The organism is Streptomyces sp. NPDC041200, from assembly GCF_055591805.1.
Genome location: NZ_JBVIZF010000067.1, coordinates 1 through 18,758, shown reverse-complemented (window position 1 = coordinate 18,758; position 18,758 = coordinate 1). Strand labels below are relative to the sequence as shown.

The 18,758-nt window shown below is 69.2% G+C and carries 13 protein-coding genes and 3 pseudogenes; 11 read left to right on the top strand and 5 right to left on the bottom strand.

Annotated features, from left to right (window positions below):
- From ACZ6CL_RS41370 to ACZ6CL_RS41360, 3 genes and pseudogenes are all read left to right on the top strand, one after another.
- Positions 1-129: pseudogene (locus ACZ6CL_RS41370) on the top strand (electron transfer flavoprotein subunit alpha/FixB family protein); the annotation flags it as partial.
- A gap of 139 nt (positions 130-268) precedes the next feature.
- A complete protein-coding gene (icmF, locus tag ACZ6CL_RS41365; RefSeq protein ID WP_468946347.1) occupies positions 269-3,520 on the top strand; it encodes a fused isobutyryl-CoA mutase/GTPase IcmF in 3,252 nt (1,083 codons plus the stop codon).
- A 141-nt stretch (positions 3,521-3,661) separates the two neighbouring features.
- Positions 3,662-3,967: a helix-turn-helix transcriptional regulator gene (locus ACZ6CL_RS41360; protein ID WP_468946346.1), complete on the top strand. Its 306-nt coding sequence runs from the start codon at positions 3,662-3,664 to the stop codon at positions 3,965-3,967.
- A 40-nt stretch (positions 3,968-4,007) separates the two neighbouring features.
- On the opposite strand, the gene ACZ6CL_RS41355 is transcribed toward ACZ6CL_RS41360, so the two are convergent.
- Complete coding sequence (locus ACZ6CL_RS41355) at positions 4,008-4,925, bottom strand: bacteriocin fulvocin C-related protein (RefSeq protein ID WP_468946344.1); 918 nt, start codon at positions 4,923-4,925, stop codon at positions 4,008-4,010.
- A 530-nt stretch (positions 4,926-5,455) separates the two neighbouring features.
- On the opposite strand from ACZ6CL_RS41355, the gene ACZ6CL_RS41350 reads away from it, so the two are divergent.
- The 4 genes from ACZ6CL_RS41350 (at position 5,456) to ACZ6CL_RS41335 (ending at position 11,087) form a co-directional block, all read left to right on the top strand.
- Positions 5,456-7,102 (top strand): GMC family oxidoreductase, encoded by a 1,647-nt coding sequence (locus ACZ6CL_RS41350; protein WP_468946343.1) that lies wholly within the window; start codon positions 5,456-5,458, stop codon positions 7,100-7,102.
- An 8-nt stretch (positions 7,103-7,110) separates the two neighbouring features.
- Positions 7,111-9,114 (top strand): oxidoreductase, encoded by a 2,004-nt coding sequence (locus tag ACZ6CL_RS41345; protein ID WP_468946340.1) that lies wholly within the window; start codon positions 7,111-7,113, stop codon positions 9,112-9,114.
- A gap of 156 nt (positions 9,115-9,270) precedes the next feature.
- The gene (locus ACZ6CL_RS41340; RefSeq protein WP_468946339.1) at positions 9,271-10,299 is read left to right on the top strand and encodes an NADP-dependent oxidoreductase; all 1,029 of its coding nucleotides are present in this window, start codon (positions 9,271-9,273) and stop codon (positions 10,297-10,299) included.
- A 20-nt stretch (positions 10,300-10,319) separates the two neighbouring features.
- Positions 10,320-11,087, top strand: coding sequence for an SDR family NAD(P)-dependent oxidoreductase (locus ACZ6CL_RS41335; RefSeq protein ID WP_468946336.1), 768 nt, complete (start codon positions 10,320-10,322; stop codon positions 11,085-11,087).
- Positions 11,088-11,359: 272 nt separating this feature from the next.
- On the opposite strand, the pseudogene ACZ6CL_RS41330 reads toward ACZ6CL_RS41335, so the two are convergent.
- Both ACZ6CL_RS41330 and ACZ6CL_RS41325 read right to left on the bottom strand, forming a co-directional pair.
- A pseudogene (locus ACZ6CL_RS41330) lies at positions 11,360-12,058 on the bottom strand (hypothetical protein); the annotation flags it as partial.
- A 118-nt stretch (positions 12,059-12,176) separates the two neighbouring features.
- On the bottom strand, positions 12,177-12,932 hold the full coding sequence (locus ACZ6CL_RS41325; RefSeq protein ID WP_468946334.1) for an MBL fold metallo-hydrolase: 756 nt from the start codon (positions 12,930-12,932) through the stop codon (positions 12,177-12,179).
- On the opposite strand from ACZ6CL_RS41325, the pseudogene ACZ6CL_RS41320 reads away from it, so the two are divergent.
- Positions 12,898-13,338: pseudogene (locus ACZ6CL_RS41320) on the top strand (TetR family transcriptional regulator C-terminal domain-containing protein); the annotation flags it as partial. The gene ACZ6CL_RS41325 and the pseudogene ACZ6CL_RS41320 overlap by 35 nt on opposite strands.
- Positions 13,339-13,366: 28 nt before the next feature.
- On the opposite strand, the gene ACZ6CL_RS41315 reads toward ACZ6CL_RS41320, so the two are convergent.
- Positions 13,367-14,491, bottom strand: coding sequence for a glycoside hydrolase family 76 protein (locus ACZ6CL_RS41315; RefSeq protein ID WP_468946331.1), 1,125 nt, complete (start codon positions 14,489-14,491; stop codon positions 13,367-13,369).
- A gap of 127 nt (positions 14,492-14,618) precedes the next feature.
- Complete coding sequence (locus tag ACZ6CL_RS41310) at positions 14,619-15,407, bottom strand: DeoR/GlpR family DNA-binding transcription regulator (RefSeq protein WP_468946328.1); 789 nt, start codon at positions 15,405-15,407, stop codon at positions 14,619-14,621.
- 222 nt (positions 15,408-15,629) lie between these two features.
- Between ACZ6CL_RS41310 and ACZ6CL_RS41305 the strand changes: the two genes are divergently transcribed.
- From ACZ6CL_RS41305 to ACZ6CL_RS41295, 3 genes are all read left to right on the top strand, one after another.
- The gene (locus tag ACZ6CL_RS41305) at positions 15,630-17,003 is read left to right on the top strand and encodes an extracellular solute-binding protein (protein ID WP_468946326.1); all 1,374 of its coding nucleotides are present in this window, start codon (positions 15,630-15,632) and stop codon (positions 17,001-17,003) included.
- 22 nt (positions 17,004-17,025) lie between these two features.
- The gene (locus ACZ6CL_RS41300; RefSeq protein WP_468946323.1) at positions 17,026-17,967 is read left to right on the top strand and encodes a carbohydrate ABC transporter permease; all 942 of its coding nucleotides are present in this window, start codon (positions 17,026-17,028) and stop codon (positions 17,965-17,967) included.
- Between the two features lie 3 nt (positions 17,968-17,970).
- Positions 17,971-18,758, top strand: a 788-nt coding sequence (locus ACZ6CL_RS41295) for a carbohydrate ABC transporter permease (protein ID WP_468946322.1), incomplete at its 3' end; no start/stop codon positions are given.

Below are 18,758 nucleotides of genomic sequence, written 5' to 3'. Positions count from 1 at the left end.
AAGACCATCGTGGCCGTCAACAAGGACGCCGAGGCCCCGATCTTCGACCTGGTCGACTACGGCGTGGTCGGCGACCTCTTCGAGGTCGTCCCGCAGCTCACCGACGAGGTCAAGGCCCGCAAGAGCTGACGAGAGCAGGGGCACACCGGATTCGGCTTGTGCGACCTCCCGTCAACAGATTTACTAGGTCTTCCTAGTACATCACGTTGAGTAATTACCTCGACCTCGCTGGTCCGTACCGCCTGTCGGCGGCCACTTGGAGGACACCGTGTCTGCTGCCGTCCCTACCGAGCCCCTCTACCGAGCGAAGCACCCGGTCCGGTTCGTCACGGCCTCCAGCCTGTTCGACGGGCACGACGCGGCGATCAACATCATGCGCCGCATCCTGCAGTCCCAGGGGGCCGAGGTGGTGCACCTCGGGCACAACCGCTCGGTCGACGAGGTGGTGACGGCGGCGCTGGAGGAGGACGTCCAGGGCGTGGCCGTGAGCTCCTACCAGGGTGGACACGTCGAGTACTTCGAGTACCTGGTGGAGCTGCTCCGCGAGCGTGGCGCCGGGCATGTGAAGGTCTTCGGTGGGGGCGGCGGGGTCATCGTCGCGGACGAGATCGCACGGCTGGCCCGCGCCGGGGTGCGGATCTTCTCCCCGGAGGATGGTCAGCGCCTCGGCCTGGCCAGGATGATCAACTCGATGGTCGAGGCGTGTGACACCGCCCTGTGGGATCTGGCCCCGGCCGCCCCGGACCAGGTGCTGGCGGGGGAGCGGCAGGCGCTGGCCCGGCTGATCACCGGTTTGGAGGCCGGTACGGTGGCCGACGCGGAGCTGCGCGTCGTGCGCGAAGCCGCGGCGTCCCGCCGGACACCGGTCCTCGGCATTACCGGCACCGGCGGCTCGGGGAAGTCTTCGCTGACCGACGAGCTGGTACGCCGGTTGCGTATCGACCAGGACGGCAGGCTCAAGGTGGCGGTGCTGGCGGTGGATCCGACCCGGCGGCGCGGTGGCGGGGCCCTGTTGGGCGACCGGATCCGGATGAACTGCCTCGACGGCGACACGGTGTTCTTCCGCTCGCTCGCCACCCGTGGCGGACGCGAGGTCCCCGAGGGCCTGGCGGATGCCATCGCGGCCTGTCAGGCGGCCGGTTTCGACCTCGTGATCGTGGAGACGCCGGGTATCGGGCAGGGGGATGCCGCGATCGTCCCGTACGTGGACCTGTCGCTGTACGTGATGACGCCGGAGTTCGGCGCGGCCTCCCAACTGGAGAAGATCGACATGCTCGACTTCGCCGACGTGGTGGCCATCAACAAGTTCGAGCGGCGCGGAGCCAAGGACGCGCTGCGCGACGTGGGCCGTCAACTGGTGCGCAACCGCGAGGCGTTCGGGCAGCGGCCGGAGGACATGCCGGTGTTCGGAACCAGCGCGTCGACCTTCAACGATGACGGGGTCACCGCGCTCTACCAGCATCTGCGGGACCTGTTCGCCGAACGCGGCCTGCCGGTGGGGCCCGGAGCGCTTCCCACGGTGACGCTGCGGCACTCCAGCGGCGCCACCCAGATCGTGCCCCCGTCCCGGGTGCGTTACCTGGCGGAGATCGCCGACACGGTGCGCGGCTATCACGAGCGAACCGACGACCTGGCCGGGCAAGCCCGCCGGATCCAGCGCCTGGCGGCCGTCCGCGACGAGCTGGCGGCGGTCGGCGCGAACACCGACGACGTCGACAAGCTGCTGAAGGACGCCGAGGAGGTCTTCGCACCGGAAGCGCGCAGGCAACTGGCCGACTGGGCGCAGACCGTGAGCGACTACTCCGGCGACGAGCTGATCGTGACCATACGCGACCGCGAGCTGCGCACCGCCCTGGTGCGCGAGTCACTGTCCGGCAGCCGGATCCCCCGGGTGGCGTTGCCGCGCTACACCGACCACGGAGAACTGCTGCGATTCCTCCGCTCCGAGAACCTTCCGGGGTTCTTCCCGTTCACCGCCGGGGTGTTTCCGTTCAAACGGGAGGGCGAGGACCCGGCGCGGATGTTCGCCGGTGAGGGCGATCCGTTCCGTACCAACCGCCGCTTCCATTACCTCTCAGAGGACAGCGAGGCCACCCGGCTGTCCACCGCCTTCGACTCGGTCACCCTCTACGGCCGCGATCCGGGCCTGCGCCCCGACATCTACGGCAAGGTGGGCACCTCGGGTGTGTCGGTGGCAACCCTGGAGGACATGAAGGCGCTGTACGACGGCTTCGACCTGACCGCGCCCACCACGTCGGTATCCATGACGATCAACGGGCCGGCGCCGACCATCCTCGCCTTCTTCCTCAACACCGCGATCGACCAGCAGCTCGACGCCCATTCGGCCGAGCACGGGTGCGAGCCGACCCCCGAGGAAGCGGAGCGGATCCGGGGCCATGTGCTGCGCAGTGTCCGTGGCACGGTGCAGGCCGACATCCTCAAGGAGGACCAGGGCCAGAACACCTGCCTGTTCTCCACCGAGTTCAGCCTGCGGATGATGGCCGACATCCAGGAGTGGTTCATCGAGAAGGAGGTGCGCAACTTCTACTCCGTGTCCATCTCCGGATACCACATCGCCGAAGCCGGGGCCAATCCGATCAGCCAGCTCGCCTTCACCCTCGCCAACGGCTTCACCTACGTCGAGGCCTACCTCGCCCGTGGCATGCGGATCGACGACTTCGCCCCCAACCTGTCGTTCTTCTTCTCCAATGGCATGGACCCGGAGTACTCGGTGCTCGGCCGGGTGGCCCGCCGCATCTGGGCGGTGGCCATGCGGGAACGTTACGGGGCGAACGAGCGCAGCCAGAAGCTCAAGTACCACGTGCAGACCTCCGGACGCTCCCTGCACGCCCAGGAGATGGACTTCAACGACATCCGCACCACCTTGCAAGCGCTGATCGCCATCTACGACAACTGCAACAGCCTCCACACCAACGCCTACGACGAGGCCGTCACCACGCCCACCGAGGACTCGGTGCGCCGCGCCCTGGCCATCCAGCTGATCATCAACCGGGAGTGGGGCCTGGCGATGAACGAGAACCCGCTGCAGGGCTCCTTCGTCATCGACCAGCTCACCGACCTCGTGGAGGAGGCGGTGCTGGGCGAGTTCGAGCGGATCAGCGAGCGCGGAGGCGTGCTCGGCGCCATGGAAACCGGCTACCAGCGCGGCCGTATCCAGGACGAGTCCATGCTCTACGAGCAGCGCAAACACGACGGCACCCTGCCCATCATCGGCGTCAACACCTTCCGCCACCCCGACGCCGACACCGATCAGGGTCAGGCGCCCGTGGAGCTGGCCCGCGCCACCGAGGACGAGAAGCAGTCCCAGCTGAAGCGCGTCCACGACTTCCAGGACCGCCACCGCGAACAGACACCCGCCGCCCTGGGCGCCCTCAAGGAAGCCGCCACCAACGGCCGCAACGTCTTCGCGGCGCTGATGGACGCCGCCAGGGTCTGCTCCCTGCAGCAGATCACCGAGGCCTTCTTCGAGGTCGGCGGCGAATACCGGCGCAACGTCTGACCGCGGGCACGCCCGCACGGGTCTCGGTCGGAATCATCGGGGGAGGCTCTGGAGGCGGGGGCTTGTGAGTTCGTCGCCAAGAACGAGGGCCGGGCGCACCTGGTGCGCACCGTGCTCGCGGCGTCAGCCGACCGTCCGTATGTGACCCCGACGGCGGCCGGAATCCTGCTCGGTGCGCCACATCCGCGCCGCCCGCAGCTGTCACCACAGGAGCGCAACGCGCTCCTGTGGTGGTTCCAGTCCATGTCGAAGGCGTCGGTGGCCCGGCGGATGGGAGTGTCCGTGCACACCGTGGACATGTACATCCGACGGGCCCGGGTCAAGTATGCGCAGGTCGGGCGAGAGGCTCCGACGAAGACGGACATGCCTGCCCGGGCGATCGAGGACGGGTTGGTGAAGCCTGACGAGATCACTGGCTACCGTTCGGCGGCCTTGCCCGAAGAGTGAGCCCCGCCGATGTGATGGTGCTCGGTTCGCGGGGGGCGCATCAGGCGTTGCAGAGGCCATCGCAATCCGCCGCACCGAACCACCCGCAGTCGTCACGGATGACGACGCAGCCCGAGCGCCTGCAGTAGCCGACGCTGCACCAGTCGTCACCGACAGCGCACTGGCATACGGGCGCGAGGACGGAAGCGTTCGGCCGCGTGCGTGCGACGCAAGAACCGATCAGGCTGTACGCCTCGTCTCCGCCGAGTGAATTCTCCAGTTCGTCGCGGACTTCGCGGCGCACCCGTCGTTCCGACTCGGTCCGCTCCCCGGAGGTACTGACGACGAAGACCGAGTCGTCCGCGAGGTACCGGTCCAACAGGTCGAAGGCATGCCGCTGGCGGGATGTCGGGGCGGGGAGGGACGCCTTGTAGTGGGCGACATGTTCGCGCCACAGTGCTGCCCGGGTCGCCAGCGGCAATTCTCGAAGAATCGCATGCCGGTAGTCGATGGCATAGGACATGATTGCGGCGTACGTCGTGGGGAGCTCGTGCCTGTGCTTCGCCGCCCACACTCGCGCGGCGGATTTTCTCTGCTCGGCGAAAGCCGGAGCCTTGCCCATGAAGAGAAGGCCGCCCACGACCCCCGCGCCCACGCCGAGCCGGAGAAACGCTTTGCGATCGAGTCCGGGGGTGTGGGGACTGCTGTCCAGGGGGTCATGCACTTCTTCGCGCAGTCTGCCTATCGATCTGAGTACGCTCGCGGTCGCCCGGACGCCGAGGCGGCGTACGAGCGGAGCGGCCATGCGCCTGGACGTCCAGGCTGTGACGTCATCGGTGCCTGAGGCGCCGTCCTGCTGACGCACTCGAAGGAGCGTCGGGGCGAAGGGCGCGTCCGCACCGAAAGCCTGTCGGCGCCACTCCTGCACACGCGGATTGTTCAGCGGCAGGACGGTGAGCTTGTCCTTGCTGGCCGACATGACGGAGTGCGAAATCTCCCGGCAGGTACCGCACCCCGCCGAAATTCCACCACCGGTCAGCGATCTTGCATATGTGCAAGGCAAGGAGTCAGTTGTTGATCCCGCATTGCGATGCCCGGCAGTTGTCGTGTCACCCGCCGTTTCAATCAGCGGCACCCATGGAGCCACAACGACCATGACGGCCCCTGGGAGCGCCCGCCGAGGCCGTGTCGCCCGAGACGCTCGACCTGGTGGCCTTCACTGTGGAGGCGCTGCGCCGAGCCGACCGTAGAGGCGCGCCGGGCCCTCTCGTCCAGGGCGCACCGCAGCTCGCGGTCCTCGTCGCGTCATATCAACTCCCGTCATGAGCCTTGCCGCTGTTCCGTTCGGGCAGTACGCTCCTAGCAGAATTGAAGTTAGTTCAATTTCTGTCGTTCACGCGCGATCCGGCGCGCGGGGCGCCGTGGGACGACGGCCCGCACGGCTGACCCACTCGACCGATCGCTCGACGTGGCGACGAAATCCACCGTGTAGATGGAGGCGGGGGCACCATGACGCCAACACTGGAGGCCGACTGGCTGGTCGTCGGCGGCGGCAGCGCCGGGAGCGTGCTGGCGGCGCGGCTGAGCGAGGATCCGGCCAGCGAGGTCGTGCTGCTGGAGGCCGGACGCGACTGGCGGTCCGCCGACGCTCCACCGCAGCTGCGCAGTATGAACGGCTGGCGGGCACTGGACGAGACGGCCTGCGCGGAGTTCCAGTGGCCGGGTCTCACATCACGGCGCAGCCGCGCCCAGGCGCCGCGGACGCATGTGCGCGGCCGGGGCCTCGGCGGTTCGTCGTCGGTCAACGGCATGATCGCCTTCCGGGCCATGCCGGACGACTACGACCGGTGGGCGGCGTATGGCTGTCCCGGCTGGTCGTACGCGGACATGGTGCCGTACCTGCGACGCCTGGAGAGCGACGCGGACTTCGGTGACCGCCCTCACCACGGCGATCGCGGGCCCATACCGGTACAGCGGCTCGGCCGCGAGGACTGGGGCCCCGCCGACCACGCACTCGCAGAGGCCGCGCTGGGGCGGGGCCACCCGTGGTGCGATGACCACAACGGGCCCACGGGCACCGGTGTCTCGCCGTACGCCATCAGCTCCCGCGACGGTGCCCGCGTCACGACCAACGACGGTTATCTCGAGCCCGCCCGACAGCGCCCCAATCTGCGGGTGTTCGGCGGCGCGACGGTGGACACGGTGCTCATCGAGGGCGGCCGGGCCGTGGGGGTGCGAGTGCGCCGGGGGAACGACTGGACGGAAGTCCGCGCCCAGGGCGTCGTCCTGTGCGCCGGAGCGGTGCACTCCCCGGCGATCCTGCTGCGGTCCGGCATCGGGCCGAACGGCCCGGTGGCGGCGCTCCCGGTCGGTGAGGGGATGCAGGAACACCCCCTGGCGCTGTTCTGGCTGTACGCCCGGCCCGGAAAACAGCCCGACATCAACGCCCGGCACGCCAACTGCTGTCTGCGCTACTCCTCCGGACTGGCGGGAGCGGGTGAGAACGACATGATGATCACCTCGATCAACCAGACGCTCGCCCTGCCGAACCCGAACGACTCCCATCTCGTCGCGGAAGGCGTCGGCGGAACCTGGGGAGGCGCGGGTGGCGGCCATGCCGCGGGCGGTCCCGGCCTGCTCTGTCTGTGGGCGAACCAGCAGTTCTCGCGCGGCGTGCTGCGCCTGGCCTCCGCGGACCCCGACGTGCATCCGGTGATGGACCAGGACCTGCTGAGCGCCCCCGCGGACCTCGTCCGGATGCGTGACGGCGTCAAGCACTGCGTGGAGTTGCTGCGCAGCGGACCGTTCGACACCGCCTTCGAGCACATCGCCATCGACATCACCGGCCGGAGCCTCGACGCGTTGTCCGACGACGCGGCGGTCGACCGCTGGCTGATGGAGACCGTCGGCGACACCGGCCACATCTGCGGAACCTGCCGCATGGGCGCGCCCGACGACCCCCGCGCGGTGGTCGATCCGTCCGGCCGCGTCCTCGGCCTCGACGGGCTCTGGGTAGCCGACGCCTCCGTGTTCCCGGAAGTGCCGCGGGCCAACACGAACCTGCCGACCATCGCCGCCGCGGAGCGGCTGTCGGACCTCATCCGCGGGCGCCGCGCCGACCCCGTCGCGGGCGATGGCGCCGTCACCCGAGCGTAGTCACGATCATGACCGATACCGGAGGGCTCATGGCCGCATCACCTCTTCCGGCGGCCGCCGCGCCGCTGGTCATCGGTTCGTCGACGCTGCGGAACCGGTTGGTCGCCACGGCCCACGCCAGCGGTTTCGTACGGGACGGGCTGCCGACGGGCGGCGACGCCGAGTATTGGGGCCGACTGGCGGCCGGTGGCGCGGCGCTGCTGGTCTGCGGCGGTACGACGGTGGCGCCGGAGTCCGCGCCGCGGCAGGGGAACATCCTTCAGCTCCATCGTCCGGAGGCGGTGGGTCCGCTGCGGGAGCGGGTGGCGGCCATGCACGCCGAAGGCGCGGTCGCCGTCTGCCAGCTTGTTCATCTGGGCCGGGAGACGCTCGGTGCGCAGTCGTACTACGCACCGGTCGCCCCCGCGGCCGTGCGCTCTCCCCGTGAGCCGACGGCGCCGCGCGCTCTGCTCGGCAGCGAGATCGACGAGGTGGTGGAGGCGTTCCGCGTATCGTCCGCCCACGCTCTGGAGGCGGGGTTCGACGGCATCGAATTGCACGCCGCTCACGCCTATCTGCTGGAGCAGTTTCTCTCGCCGCGCACGAACCCGCGTCGTGACGGGCTCGACCTACTGGAAAGGGTGATCGCCGCGATTCGCGGGCTGTCGGACGGCGCACTGCTGGGCATCCGTTTCAGCGTCGACGCCTCGGAAGACGTGGCGCTGACGCCGGACGAGCTGGCCGCGCTGCTGCCGGCCGTGGATCCGCTGGTCGACTACGTCAACGTCACCGTCGGGGTGCGGACCACCTACGTCCGTGACATGGCCACCGAACGTCCCCCGGTGCTGGACGATCTGGCGCGTCTGCGGCCACTCGTCACCCGGCCGCTCGTGGCGTCCCACGCCTTCCGCACCGCGGCCTCGATCGGCGACGCCCTGGCGGCCGGAGCCGACCTGGTGGGGATGGCGCGCGCACTCATCGCGGACCCGGACCTGCCGCACAAGGTGCTCACGGGACGTGCGACGGAAGTCCGGCCCTGCGTGGCCTGCAACGAGGACTGCCGGACGTTCGACCCGGTGCTGCTGTGCGTGGTCAACCCGGACCTCGCGCCGTCCGGCGAACGGCGTCGGCCCGCCGCACCTCTGGTGCGATCGTGGGACCCGGCACGCGCCACCGCACAGCGCGTCGCCGTCGTGGGGGCGGGACCCGCGGGCCTGGAGTGCGCGCTGAGTCTCGCCCACGCCGGGGTGGCGGACGTCGTCCTCTACGAGGCCGCCGACCGGCTGGGCGGACAGCTCGCCACGGCGGCTCTGGCGCCCCACCGCACCGGTTGGGCCGCGCTGCTCGGCTTCTACGAACGGGGGCTGGCCGCCGCGCGTGTCGACGTACGTCTCGGGCAGACCGTGGAGCCGGACGCTGACCTCGAAGGATTCGACGCCGTGGTGCTCGCCACGGGCGCGGAGGAGACATCACCGCTGCTGGAGACCGGGGCCATGGCCTCGTCGGTCGCGCTGGCGCGGGGAGTTCCGTCGCTGGCAGGTGCCGCCCATGTGCTCGTGGCCGACGACGGGTTCGGCTGGTGGCCAGGGTGCGACGCCGTAGAACTGGCCGTAGCCGCGGGAGTTTCCCGTATCACCTTCGTCACCCCGGGAACGGCCTTCGCCGGTGCGATCCCGCCCGAGAGCCGCGTCCAACTGCTGGAACGTCTGTCGGGCACCTGCGAACTCGACATCCTGCCGCTGTGCACGGCGACCGGTATCAGCCCCGGGGGCGTCACCGTCGCTCACCGCACCTCCGGACGGACTACCACCGTGCCCGCGGACCGTGTCGTCGTGGTGGGGGAGCGCCGCCCGCGCGGCGCCCTGGACTGCGCCGCCCCTTTGGTGCTGACTGTTGGCGACGCCGTGGTTCCGCGCCGTGTCGCGCACGCGATCGCCGAGGGGCGGGAGGCCGCCGTCGAAATCGCCACGGCTGTACGACACCGCATGCCGCGAAGATCCGCTTCGCCATTGCGTCTGGCAAAACCAAACTGATATTGGTTCAATGTAGTTCGATCCATGCGCATGGACCGCGCATGAACGACAACAGCGAGAAGGACGTGAATCCCGGAGCGATGTTGATGCACGAGGGCTGCCGCCACCTGAGCGCCGGACAGCACGCCTCATGACGCCCGTCACGGTGGTACCGGCATGATGCGGACCGGACGGGAGATCCAGGTCAGGACGTATCCGGCCAGCAGCGTCAGCCCGGATGACTTCGAGGTGGTCGAGGTCCCCGTGCCCCGCCCCGCGCCGGGGCAGGTGCTGGTGCGCAACACGTGGACATCGGTGGACCCCGGCCTTCGGCTCCGGCTGCGTCCCGACGCGCCCTCCGGCTATTTCGCCGCCTTCGCTCCCGGCCGCGCCATGGACGGCATCATGACCGTGGGGGAGGTGGTGGAGTCCCGGGCGGAGGACTTCGCCCCGGGGGACGTCGTGTGGCACGCCCAGGGCTGGCGCGAGTACGCCGTCGTGGACGCGGGGGCCGAGCAGCTGAGCGGACTCGGCACCCTGACACGCCTGGATGTCGAGGAATGCGAGCCGCGGTGGTACCTCGGCCCGCTCGGCGGTATGGGATTGACGGCCTACGCCGGTCTGCACCGCGTGAACGCGCTCCGAGGCGGGGAAACGGTCTGGGTCTCGGCTGCCGCGGGGGCGGTGGGCAGCTTGGCCGTGCAGATCGCACGCCTCACGGGCAACCGGGTAGTGGCCAGCGCGGGCACAGACGACAAGGTCGACTGGCTGCGCGACCGGCTGGGCGCCGACGCCTTCAACTACCGGTCAGGGAACCTCGAAGCCCGGCTGGCCGACATCGCGCCCGACGGGATCGACGTCTATTTCGACTCCGTCGGGGGGACCCACCTCGAGGCCGCCCTGTCACACCTGAGGAGGGGCGGGCGCGTAGCGATGTGTGGCTCGATCTCGGAGTACGAGACCGGCCCGGCCGGGCCGCGGAACCTGTTCCTCGCGGTGTCCAAGGACCTCACCCTCCAGGGCTTCCGGGGGAGCAGCAACCTGCATCTCATGGGGCAGATGCGGCGCCGGATGACCGAGTGGCTCCGCAGCGGCGACCTGCGGTATCGCGAGACCGTGTTCACCGGTCTGGAGTCGGCTCCGCACGCGCTGACGGAGATGATCGCCGGCCGGACGACCGGAAAGACGCTCGTCAGCCTCGGCTGACCCGATGAATGGGAGGTGCCGTGTCAGCGGTAGACGAACGCATCCAAGGCAAGGTCGTGTGCCTGACCGGCGCCACCGGAGGGCTGGGAGCGGCCACGGCCGCCAGACTAGCGGAGGAGGGCGCCCACCTGGTGCTCACCGACCTCGACGAGCAGGCGTGCACCGCCCTCGCCGCCGAGCTGGACGGCACGCCGGGACGGCATGTGACGGCGCGGCTCGACGTGGCCGAGGAATCCCAGTGGACCGACGTGGCGAGCTTCGTCCGGAGTGAGTACGGCCGACTGGACGGGCTGGTCAACAACGCTGCCATCGGCAGCATCGCCACGGTCGAGGACGAGACGGTCGATCGCTGGGAGACGGTCATGTCGATCGGTTCCACCGGGGTCTGGCTCGGCATGAAACACCTCGGCCCGCTCATCGCCTCCTCGGGCGGCGGATCGATCGTCAACCTCTCCTCCATACTCGGCACGGTGGGCGGCATGGGGAACAGCGCGGCCTACCACGCGGCAAAAGGGGCCGTTCGCACGCTCACCAAGAACGCGGCGCTGCACTGGGCGGCATCCGGTGTCCGCGTCAACTCCCTGCACCCCGGCTTCATCGGAACCCGGCAGCTCCTCGAGAGGTACGAGGGAACGGCCCGCCACGAGGCCATGCTGGACGGCACCCCCATCGGACGACTGGGCCGCGCGGAGGAGATCGCAGCCGTCGTCGCATTCCTGGTCAGCGACGATTCCACCTTGATGACCGGCTCGGAGGTCTACGCGGACGGCGGATACACCGCGCGGTGAGGCGGACGCCGATGGCGGGAGGGCGCCGTCTCCCTCGCCCACGGAGACCTGGCAGTCAGCGGAGCGCAGCAAGCCCGTGATGGGCATGGAGCGCGGTTCACCTCCGGCTGCGCACGCCGCGGGCGCGAAAGCGGGCGAGATCGCTGCGCATCCGGATCGCGGCTTACGAGTCCGGATGGAGGCACGGCGAGCCGGTCGTCCTGTCGGATCCCTCGAGGTCGTGAAGGCGAATCAGTTGGTGCGGCTCGGACGGCCCTGAAACCGCTCTCATCGTGCAGCCAGATCCGCAGTGGGCCGATCGGCTCGAATCCGTGGTGCACGGCGGCCGCGAGGTCGTCGCCGTGCTCATAGCCGACGAGCGGAAGGGTGGGGAACAGCGAGCACGCCGCGTCCAGTACGACGGGCCAGGCCGTGTCCGGACCACCGTCCAGTGCGAAAACGTTGGAGATGCCGACCACCTCGTCGCTGCGGCTCGCCACCGCTCCGGCGACCACCCGCCCCTCAGGAGACCGCCCGGCGAGCACGAACGTGGCCGATTCGTCGAGCAGTTCGGTCCGGATGAGGTCCGCGTTGCCGTTCCCGTCGTCCCAGGCCAGCGCCCAGGCCCGCAGCGTGTCCGGGTCGCCTGCCACGTCCCAGGCGAGCTCGGACGCGATGGCGGGCGCACTCGCCGGACGGTGGATCCACTGCGCTTCGAACAGCACCCGGAAGCCGGACTCCGCCAGGTCGAGGTCGGCGAAGCTGTCCTTGACGGACGCGCCGGGCGCGGTGGTGTCGATCCGGGCCATCAGCGCGGTCGGATCGGCACCCGGCACCAGGGTCACCGCGTCGGGGTAGTACAGCGGTGTGCGGGCCGGGGCGGCCCAAGCCTGCAGCCCGAACTCGCTGAGCAAGCCGTGCGATCGACTTATCGCTGCGCACCAGTCGGCGTTGTTGCGGGCGGCGGCCCGGACCATGAGCTGCTTCGGCATCGTCACGAACGCGAATCATCGCCCGCCCCGGGGCCGGTGGTCGAACGCTTTTCCGTTGCGTGCGGGAGGGCCGGCAGCCGAGGGTTGCGGTTCGTCAGGGGCACGGCGGAGTTTCCGGTCATGTGGTCAGGTTCAGCCATTCCCCGACGGCCAGCACGTGTGCGCGTCGTCCGGCGTGCGTGCGCAATTCATTCTCCGGGTCAAAGGCCTCGACGTAGCCCGCGATCTTGTCCGGCTGCTTCGGCTCATAGTGGATCGGCACTGCGTACCGGGCGTCGAGGATCTCCGCGGCCGCAGCGGCCTGCCTCGGGTCCATGGCGGCGGGCAGCGGGCTCGGCGGCTGCAGGTGCGGCGCGTCGACCACCGCGCCGTTGGCGGGCAGGAACACCGCGTCGAACGGGCTGAATCGGCGCGCGATGAGCCACCAGTAGCCGTGGAACATCGTGTCGCCGCCGTGGAATACCCGCTGCCCGTCGGCCTCCACCACCCAGTTCAGCTGCGGGTCGCCCAGCCCGTCGACGGAGGGGACCGCGGTGACGCGGAACGGCCCGATTTCGCGAGTGGACCAGGCATCCACGACCTCCGCGGCCAGCCGGTGCAGGGCCAGCTCGCGCTCGGCCGGGAGCGTCGTCACGTTGTCCACGTCGTCGCCGTGACCGGGCGCCGGTCGCAGCACCGGCGCCCCCGGCGTCAGCACGTCCGCGAGCGCGGGCGCGTCGGTGTGGTCCCGGTGCAGGTGGGTGACCAGCGCTGCGGCGGCCTTCCCGCTCGGTGCTGCCAGCCACTCGCCGGGCTTCCACCCCGTGAACAGCGGTGAGGGGTCCCGCACGTAGTCGATCACCAGGGAGACGCTGCAGATCTCCACACTGGACAAGGCGTTCGTGGACTTCTGGCGTCGGGTGGTCGAGCCCGCACTGGCCGAGCCGCCGGGTCTGCGGCGGCTGCGCGCGGTGTGCGCCAACTCCGTGGGTTATCTGGAAGCGCCACTGCTTCCCGGCGGCTGCCTGATGACCGCGGCGCTCACCGAGTACGACGGCCGCCCCGGCCGGGTCCGCGACGCGGTGGCCGAGGTGTGGTCGCGCTGGCGGGAACAGCTGCGGGCGGATCTGACCGCGGCAGTGCAGAACGGCGAGCTACCCGCCGGGTTCGACATCGACCAGGCGCTGTTCGAGATCGTCGCCGCCGGACTGGCACTGAACGCGGCCATGCAGCTCCAGCACGACCGGGCGGCCGCGGGCCGGGCCCGCCGCGCGATCGAACGGGCCTTGGACCAGCCCTGACCTGACCGCGCCGGGGCGGATTCACGGGTCAGAGGACGGAGACCAGGAGCGATACGGCCGACTCCTGGCGGCCGATTGATGCCTGGTCGAACGGCCCTGCCCAGCTCTGTCCGTACTGGTTCTCGCTGTTCCGGTCGTTGGCGTAAGCGGAGTCCGCCTGCGCCTTGAGGTAGTTCCGGTAGGGATGCTGGGGGAGGGCATTGTCGAGTTCGCCGAGGTTGCGCGCGAAGATGCCCTTGAAGGCCGTCCCGTCGAATTCGCAGTTCCCGGCCGCCTCGCAGGGTTCGGTCAGGATGCCCTTCGGCGAGAGCAGCGGGCTGGCGATCACGGCGTCGGCGATCTGCCGCGCGGTGGTGAGCATGCTCTTGTCACCGGTGGCCTTATACAGCTCGACGAGGCCGCCCAGGACCACCCCCTGGTTGTAGGTCCAGGTGGTTCCGCCATTGTTGGCGCAGCCACCGCTCTGTGTGGTCAGGCCGTCGTTGACGAGGTGATCGCTATTGATCATCCCGCTGTTCTTGAACCAGTTCCACGCTTCGAGGGCGTGATTCAGGTACACCTTGTCGCCGGGGATCCGGTTGTGCAGGGATGCGGCGACCTTGATGTACAGCTCGATGCTGATCGCGTTCTTGTACGTCTTGGTCGGGATGTCCCACCAGATGCCGCCGCCACAGGTGTCGTCCCAGTAGTCGCGCAGGTAGGTCTCGTCCAGCTTGGCGATGTTCAGGTACTGCTTGTCGCGCGTCAGGTCGTACATGCGGGTCATGGCCAGTGCCCACCAGCCGGTGTCGTCGGTGGAGTCGGCCCTGAACTCGCCGCCGCCCTGCGGCCACCACTCCAGGGGCTTCCGCTGTTCGGCGATGGTGTTCTTGACCTCGGGCAGGTATTTCCGTGAGCCGGTCTTCGTCATGTAGTCCAGCAGCGCCTGGAGGGCGTTCCCCGACTGCCACCAGGGGGCTTCGGGATTCCAGCGGCCGGTCTCCTGGTCATAGAAGCCCATCATCGCGTCGACGGCCGCGGAGGCCTTTGCGCGTGCGGTGGGGGCGGCCTGAGGAGCGCCCTGGGCCGGTATGGCTGTTGCGAGTAGGGACAGGACCACACCGCAGGTGGCGACGATCGCGGTGGTCCATGTTCTTCGGGCCCGTCTGTGCATGTCGGGAACTCCTTGTGTGGTGAGCGGCACTGCTCCTTGGGGGGGGGTGGGGGAGAGGGGATGGCACGGGTGTGGCTTTCAGGGGCATGGCGGTCGGGTGGACCGCGCTCGGGCGGCTGGGGCGGCCTCATGCGGTGATCACTTTTCCGCCCGCCTGCCGGAAGAAGTCCAGCGTCTGGGGGTCGGCGTCGGCGGTGGTGACGAGGACGTCGACGTCGGAGAGCGAGCACAGGCGCAGGCTGCCCGTACCGGGGAACTTGGTCTTGGTGGCCACCAGCACCACGCTGTCGGCGACCTCGATCATGGCCTGCTTGATGGGCGCCTCGACGGCCATGTTGTCCACGACGTGGCCGCTGGGGCGTACGCCCGTGCAGCTCAGAAACAGCAGGTCAGCGCTAATCTGCCGGAGGGCCGTCTCAGTGAGCGAGCCGACCATGGACTGGTAGTTGCGGCGCAGTACGCCGCCGAGCATGACCAGCCGTACGGTGTCGTCGTCCCGCAGCTCGTCCAGTACGGCCACATTGCTGGTGATCACGGTGACTGGGCGTCCGCGCAGCCGACGGGCGATCATGGCGGTGCTGGTGCCGATGTCCAGGACGACCACGCTGTCGTCCACGACGAGTTCCGCGGCGCGCGTGGCCATGGCCTCCTTCATCGCCATGTCGTGTGATGCCGAGACGTCGAACGGCTCCTCGTCGTCGGGTTTCTCCGCCGCGGCCTCCGCGCTGGCGCGCAGCGACAGGGCGGCACCGCCGTAGGTGCGTATGAGCTCGCCGTCACGGTCGAGCAGCGTCAGGTCGCGGCGGATCGTCGACTCGCTGACCTGGAGCCGGTCGGCCAGCTCGCGTACGGAGGCCACGCCTCCCGTCATCCGGAGGGATTTCACGATCTTGGCGTGCCGTTTGCTCGAAGTCACGCGCTGAAAGTAGCACCGCTTGACTGACTTCGGTCACGGAGAAAAGTAAACAAGTCCTTTGCTGACTGACTCTTGTCATAAGCGAATCTTCCTGCTCATAGTTGAGCACTTTATGGCGACGTGCGGCGTGCCCGACGTGCCCCGGCGTCCCGCCCCGCTTCCCGCGCCCCCTCCCGCACCCCGCTCCCCATTGCCGCGGACAAGAGCACAGGAGAACCACCCATGAGCGACAAAACACGTTATCGTCGCCTCACCGCGGCCGTACTCACCGCCGCGTGTCTCACCGCCGCTGCGGCCTGCGCACCGGGCGGCGGCAGCGGTTCGTCGAAGAGTCCGGACAGCGCCAGCCCGGTCTCCACCGACCCGGCCAAGGCCGGCAAGGTCACGCTCACCGTGTGGGACCAGAACACCGATGTCGGCACCGACGCCTCGACCAAGGCACTCAACGCGGCGTTCATGAAGAAGTACCCGAACGTCACGGTCAAGCGCGTCTCCCGGTCCTTCTCCGACCTCAAGACGACTCTCAAGCTCGCCCTGTCCTCCGCCAACCCGCCGGACGCCATCCAGGCCAACCAGGGCTACCCCGACATGGGCGCCTTCGTGAAGGCCAAGCTGCTGCAGCCCGTCGACCGGTACGCCAAGGTATACGGCTGGAACACCGCCTACCCCCAGCAGCTGCTCGACCTCAACAAGTTCTCGGCCGACGGCAAGACCTGGAAGACCGGCAACCTGTACGGCGTCTCCCAGACCGGCGAGATCATCGGCGTCTACTACAACAAGGCCAAGCTGAAGTCCCTCGGCATAGCGCCCCCGACCACACTCGCCGAGTTCCAGAGCGCGCTCGCCAAGGCCAAGGCCGCCGGCCTGCTGCCCGTCTCCTACGGCGACTCCGACAAGAGCCCCGGCATCCACCTGTTCGGCGTCGTACAGGCCCTCACCGCGGGCAAGGCCGAAGTCCGCAACCTCGTCTTCGACCAGGGCAAGGCCACGTGGACCGGCTCCGGCACCGTGAAGGCCGCCCAGGTCCTCCAGCAGTGGGCCAAGAAGGGCTATCTGACCTCCGGCTTCAATGGCCAGAGCGCCGACCAGGCCGCTTCCGCCTTCGCCGCGGGCAAGTCCGCCTTCCTGGTGGACGGCACCTGGCAGCAGGCCACCCTCGCGCAGAAGATGGGTGCCGGGAAGGTCGGCTTCACCGCACTGGCCCCGTCCTCCGGCGCGACCCCGCTCACCCAGGGCGGCGAGGGGCTGGCGTGGGCCGTCACGTCCAAGTCCCGGCACCCCGACGTGGCCGCCGCCTACGTCAACTTCCTGGTCGACACAGGCGGCATGAAGGTCTCCGCGGACAAGGGCAACCTCCCCGCGCTGCCGCCACCGTCATGGAAGCCCGCCGAGGGCACGGTCCATGCCGACATCCTGAAGGAGTGGAAGGCCGTAAGTCAGAAGGACGGACTGCTGCCGTACCTCGACTACTCCACCCCGACCTTCTACGACACCCTCACCGCCGCGGTACAGGAAGTCACGGCAGACCAGCTGAGCCCGGAGAAGTTCGGCGAGAAGCTCCAGTCCGACTACTCCTCCTTCCAGCAGAGCCGGTAGACCCGCGACCGGAAACGGAACCATGGCAGTCACCACGCCCCGCACACCCGCGCACAAGCGCCCGGCCGAAGCGCCCCGACGGCGCCCGGCCGGGCGCCGCGGCCGGCCCCAGGTGAAGGGATACCTCTACCTCCTTCCCGCCTTCACCGTCCTCGCCGCCTTCTTGCTGGTCCCGCTAGGGCAGCTGGTCCAGATCTCCCTGTACCACTGGGACGGCCTGTCCGGCTCGACCTGGGCCGGTCTCGCCAACTACACCGAGATCGCGCGGAGCCCGCAGCTGCGCGCGAGCTTCGTCCACTCCCTGGTGCTCATCCTCTTCTTCGCCGTCATCCCGACTGCGCTGGCACTGATGCTGGCGGGGGTGACCACCCGCGCGGCACGGCTGCGCGGCGCGTCCTTCTTCCGGGCCGTGATCTTCCTGCCCCAGATCGTCGCCATGGTCGTCACCGCCACCGCGTGGACGGCCATCTACGCGCCCGACGGCGTGCTCAACACCCTGCTGCGGGCCATCGGCCTGAAGTCGGTCACCCGCGCCTGGCTCGGCGATTTCGGCACCGCTCTGCCGGCCGTCGGGCTCATCGGCACCTGGCTGGAGATCGGCCTGTGCCTCGTGCTGTTCATCTCCGGGATCGGCCAGATCCCGCGCGAACTCTACGAGGCCGCCAAGGTGGACGGCGCCGGAGCGGTCCGGGAGTTCTTCGCCGTCACACTGCCCGGACTGCGCGGCCAGATCACCGTGGCGCTCACCCTCACCGTCATCGCCGCGCTGCGCACGTTCGACCTGGTGTACATCTCCACCCATGGCGGTCCCGGCGACTCCACCAGCCTGCCCGCCTTCGAGGTGTACAACCGCGCCTTCCAGACCGGCCAGGTCGGCTCGGCCTGCGCCATCGCCGTGGTCCTGACGCTGATCATCCTCCTGGTCACCTACGCGATCACCAAACTCCAGCCCAAGGAGGACTGACCGGTGATCTCCCGGCGCGAACGCGCTCTCAGCTACGCGATCCTCATCGTCTTCGCCGCGCTCGCGACAATGCCCCTCATCGGGGTGCTGACCTCCGCGCTCACCCCGCGCAGTGAGGCCTCCGCGTCGTTCAGCTGGCCGAACCGTCTCGACTCGAGCAACTTCTCCGCAGCGTGGTCCGAGGGGCACTTCGCCACGTACCTCGTGTCCAGCGTGCTGGTTACCGTGAGCGTGGTGCTGCTCACCGGGTTCCTGGCGATCCTCGCCGGGTACTCCTTCGCGCACTTCAGCTACCCGGGCCGCTCGGTGCTCTTCTACATCACGCTGGTCGGCCTGATGGTGCCGCCCGAGGCGTTCGTCATCCCGCTCTACTTCAACCTGCGGTCCCTCGGGCTCACCGACTCGTACTGGTCGCTGATCCTTCCGCAGACTGCCCAGTCCCTGGCCTTCGGCATCTTTTGGATGCGCAACTTCTTCCGCTCGGTGCCGTCCAGTGTGATCGAGGCGTCTCGGCTCGACGGAGCCTCGGACTGGCGGGTGCTGTGGCAGATCCTGGTGCCGGCCGGGCGCCCGGCGCTGCTCACGATGGCCATGCTCGTCTTCATGTGGACGTGGAACGAGTTCCTGCTCCCGCTGGTCATGATCACGGACGAGAGCAAGCGCACCGCGCCGCTCGGTCTGGCCTTCTTCCAGGGCGAGCACACCACCCAGTTCTCCCTGCTCGCCGCCGCGTCCGTGATCGTGGCGCTGCCGGTGGTGATCCTCTATGTGTTCCTGCAGCGGCACTTCAT

Bases quoted from the DNA above. Each gene is read 5' to 3' on its own strand.
- ACZ6CL_RS41355 (WP_468946344.1), bottom strand. From the start codon at position 4,925: ATGTCGGCCAGCAAGGACAAGCTCACCGTCCTGCCGCTGAACAATCCG.
- ACZ6CL_RS41350 (WP_468946343.1), top strand. From the start codon at position 5,456: ATGACGCCAACACTGGAGGCCGACTGGCTGGTCGTCGGCGGCGGCAGC.
- ACZ6CL_RS41345 (WP_468946340.1), top strand. From the start codon at position 7,111: ATGACCGATACCGGAGGGCTCATGGCCGCATCACCTCTTCCGGCGGCC.
- ACZ6CL_RS41340 (WP_468946339.1), top strand. From the start codon at position 9,271: ATGATGCGGACCGGACGGGAGATCCAGGTCAGGACGTATCCGGCCAGC.
- ACZ6CL_RS41315 (WP_468946331.1), bottom strand. From the start codon at position 14,491: ATGCACAGACGGGCCCGAAGAACATGGACCACCGCGATCGTCGCCACC.
- ACZ6CL_RS41305 (WP_468946326.1), top strand. From the start codon at position 15,630: ATGAGCGACAAAACACGTTATCGTCGCCTCACCGCGGCCGTACTCACC.
- ACZ6CL_RS41300 (WP_468946323.1), top strand. From the start codon at position 17,026: ATGGCAGTCACCACGCCCCGCACACCCGCGCACAAGCGCCCGGCCGAA.